Source organism: Methylobacter sp. Wu1 (assembly GCF_036553575.1).
In the GTDB taxonomy this organism is placed as follows: Bacteria; Pseudomonadota; Gammaproteobacteria; order Methylococcales; family Methylomonadaceae; genus Methylobacter.
Genome location: NZ_JAZHOC010000028.1, coordinates 1 through 3,103, shown reverse-complemented (window position 1 = coordinate 3,103; position 3,103 = coordinate 1). Strand labels below are relative to the sequence as shown.

At 47.8% G+C, this 3,103-nt stretch carries 4 protein-coding genes; all 4 read right to left on the bottom strand.

Annotated elements, in window-relative coordinates:
- Window positions 1-314: 314 nt before the first annotated feature.
- Window positions 315-1,190, bottom strand: coding sequence for an FkbM family methyltransferase (locus V2P20_RS02755; RefSeq protein ID WP_331815894.1), 876 nt, complete (start codon window positions 1,188-1,190; stop codon window positions 315-317).
- Window positions 1,191-1,750: 560 nt separating this feature from the next.
- Window positions 1,751-2,128, bottom strand: a complete 378-nt coding sequence (locus V2P20_RS02750; protein ID WP_331815892.1) for a cupin domain-containing protein — start codon at window positions 2,126-2,128, stop codon at window positions 1,751-1,753.
- 222 nt (window positions 2,129-2,350) lie between these two features.
- Window positions 2,351-2,521, bottom strand: a complete 171-nt coding sequence (locus V2P20_RS02745; RefSeq protein WP_331815890.1) for a hypothetical protein — start codon at window positions 2,519-2,521, stop codon at window positions 2,351-2,353.
- A 19-nt stretch (window positions 2,522-2,540) separates the two neighbouring features.
- Window positions 2,541-2,858: a hypothetical protein gene (locus tag V2P20_RS02740; protein WP_331815888.1), complete on the bottom strand. Its 318-nt coding sequence runs from the start codon at window positions 2,856-2,858 to the stop codon at window positions 2,541-2,543.
- Between the last annotated feature and the right edge of the window lie 245 nt (window positions 2,859-3,103).

Below are 3,103 nucleotides of genomic sequence, written 5' to 3'. Positions count from 1 at the left end.
CATATTAACTCCGATGTCGTAGTATTTCATATACATGCTCATGAGACTTAGAGATAGCAAGGCGACAGGAAAGGGCAGCAGGAAATATAAAATTTTGCCTATTGAAAAAATCAATGAGGTTAAGTTTCAATTACTACAAATTATCGGTGCTACTACTTCCCCCGATGCCCCTATGCTGCTCTGGATTACTTGCTAATGCTTAATCTGGACGTAGAGCAGCCCTCGTTCAGAGACGCATCAATAGCGAACGTAATTTTTCAGTCTTCGAGCTTCTGAACGGCCTTTGCCCGTTCAACCCAGCTGAGCACTCACGCTTATCGCACGGCATAAACCGTACAAGGCCCCGGCAAGCTGAGATCGTCGTCGCCTCCGAGCATGTTCTCCACAACGATTCGCGAGAAGGCAAGTGATCGCAGGCGATTCGAGAGCATAGCTATGTGATGCTTGTTTGCCGGCGACACCTCCACAGCAAGCTGACGGATCAATGGCCAGTGCTCGTCCTCGATCCCGGCAAGCGCATCCAGTTCGGCGCCTTCGACATCCACCTTCAGCAGGTCAATGTGCTGCACGCCCCGCTCACGGATTACATTGCTGATCGTCCGCACCTGGCACGGTATCGGCTTTGCCTCCCCCAAAAACTTCTTGGATATTCGACGGAGCAGCCATCGCCGGAACGGATAAAGCAGAAACGCAAGGAGAGCAGCGCCTTTTTTGGCTTTCCAGAGATCAGCGATGCGGAGCTCATCAGCGATATCGTTGAATTCTTGCTTTTTCTCTTCAGGATATAACGTGGAGTTGCCCGGTGCGGAGGGGAAGAAGTCGATCGTCGTCTGATATTCCTTCGCGCCAACGGCAACATCCAGGACTGTAACCAGGTGCCCCGGTCTATCGGGACATTCGGCGATATTCCGTTCGAGGCAGGATCGCGTATTCGGTACAGGCTCGAAACAGTAGAGCTGCAGATCGTGGAAACGGTCCATCAATGAGCGGGCAAACATGCCGATATTGGCTCCCACGTCGAACACGACGTCGCCATCAGCGATGGTCACGCCGTGCCTCTCGTAGCAGCGCTCTTCGAAGATCTCCCTGTAAATGAATTTGGTCTCCTTGCCTGATTCCGGAGCGTTCCAGAAACGCATGCCGTTAGGGAGTTGAAACTGCTTCATCGGATACGCGAGAGTGTTGGACATGTTGACTTCCTTATTGATTTTGACAACGTTGTTATCCGGTCAACCAATTTATTCCATGGAATGATGACCGCTTTCGCAGTTTGATCAGGGTAATTAGGTTTTCCGTTTATGCTACAAAGGTTTTTTCATTAGTAATTGTACGGTAATTACCCCATCACTTAACGTGCATGAATCTCGTTATTTGAAAAAATCTAGAGCATTGGCGCGGTACGAATAATCGCTTCTTCCAAGTCTTCTACGCAAAAGCGGGTGTCCAGTGCGTTCGACAGGCGCCAGCTCAATGCCTTTATACCAATCCATTACCTCGACCGGATAGAGAGAAAGCCTTTGGCCATTGGAATATAATAGATATATCGCTCGCCCTCGCCTGGCAGGCTGGTCATTTTTCGGATAGTGCGCAGCTAAGCACATTGGCCTTGTTTATTGTTTTTTACTCAGGTTTTGATATCACAATAGGGCAGTTTTATCACTTAAGCTACTGTCCAGATTTTGGAGGCCATTTCTGATATCAGGTCACATCCCACAGGAGTCAATGGCTGTTTTTGACTGGATTTTCTCGGTCAGCCAACAGTGGAATTTTCCAGATCCACATAAGCGTCTTGCTTGAATCGCGGCGTACAAATTGCAAGAAACACAAGATCGGTTTGCCCTGTGTTCCTGATGCGTTGAGAAATCCCTGCAGGAATATGCACTACATCAAGAGGGCGAACTTTTACAAACGGAGCACCATCGATTTCCACTTCCCCTTCGCCTTCAAGAATGACATAGCGCTCTACCGTACCGCGAACGGCATGTAAGCAGGTTGTAACACCGGGCTCGACGCGGGCGCGGGCAATTGAGCAGGTTTCATCGCCAGGCGTGTTGAGCATCTCGATAATGTAACATTTCTCGTCGGTGTGGAATTCGGTTTCGGGCTGCAAGCGAAATACCGTTTCCATGGTCAACTCCTTAAACTTAATTTAAAAATAAATCTGAAAGGGAAACTTATCAGGAAATGCTGATGATTTTGTGATATTTGCTTTATAACCTGCGTTTTACGCATGATAAACGGATATGAATAACATTGAATATTCCCACTGCCAGCCCTTAAGGCAAAAATGCCTGATTAAAACAGAGCCCGGGTTTATCAAGGGGTGTTTCGCTGTAAATCGGAGAATAATTTATTGTTCATAAAACTGGTCCACCAGTTTCTTAAACCAGCGCGGCCGGAAAATCATCACATACAAAATCAGCACTTCCAATATAGGAAGCGGTATTACATGCAAAACGATCAATGCCAGCAATACGATGACGCCAACGACCAGTTTAGAAAAAAATGACACTCTATTCATAATCGGATTCTAAGTCGGCTTATTTGTTGGGCTGCATTAATGAGTTCTTGCGATGAGCCTGCGACAGCGGGCATCTCACGTTGTGCAGTTTATCCACGATGACTGCTTCGCCATGATAATCCATCATAAAACAGCACTGTTCGGCCGCGCCGCCTGAGATCTGGATGGCAAATACCGAGCTCGGCAAGCCAACCTTGTCCTTGGGCGGCTTCGGCTTCAAGACGGCATTCACGCCGTCCAGCTTCCTGATCTGGCCGGGGCACGCATCCATCAATCCTTCAGGGCGTTCCGGAACCGCGTTCTTCGAGCTATTGAGAATCTCCTTTGTCTTGTTCATGCCGGCGTTTTTCTTTGTATCTGGGGACCGGTTCCATTGCAGATTCAATCAGCATTTCCATGCCAGGGCGATAGAAGCGTTGATTCGCTAACCGTATATATTCCGAATCAAATACACAATATGTATGGGCTCATAATGGATTCCGGGGAGTTAGCTGATAATCAGTTCCAACAGTGAACTTAATAACGCTTTACCGCGTTTTCTGGCGTTATGCACAAATTCAAAAAAGCCTAAATAAATGGGCA

Bases quoted from the DNA above. Each gene is read 5' to 3' on its own strand.
- V2P20_RS02755 (WP_331815894.1), bottom strand. From the start codon at position 1,190: ATGTCCAACACTCTCGCGTATCCGATGAAGCAGTTTCAACTCCCTAAC.
- V2P20_RS02750 (WP_331815892.1), bottom strand. From the start codon at position 2,128: ATGGAAACGGTATTTCGCTTGCAGCCCGAAACCGAATTCCACACCGAC.
- V2P20_RS02745 (WP_331815890.1), bottom strand. From the start codon at position 2,521: ATGAATAGAGTGTCATTTTTTTCTAAACTGGTCGTTGGCGTCATCGTA.
- V2P20_RS02740 (WP_331815888.1), bottom strand. From the start codon at position 2,858: ATGAACAAGACAAAGGAGATTCTCAATAGCTCGAAGAACGCGGTTCCG.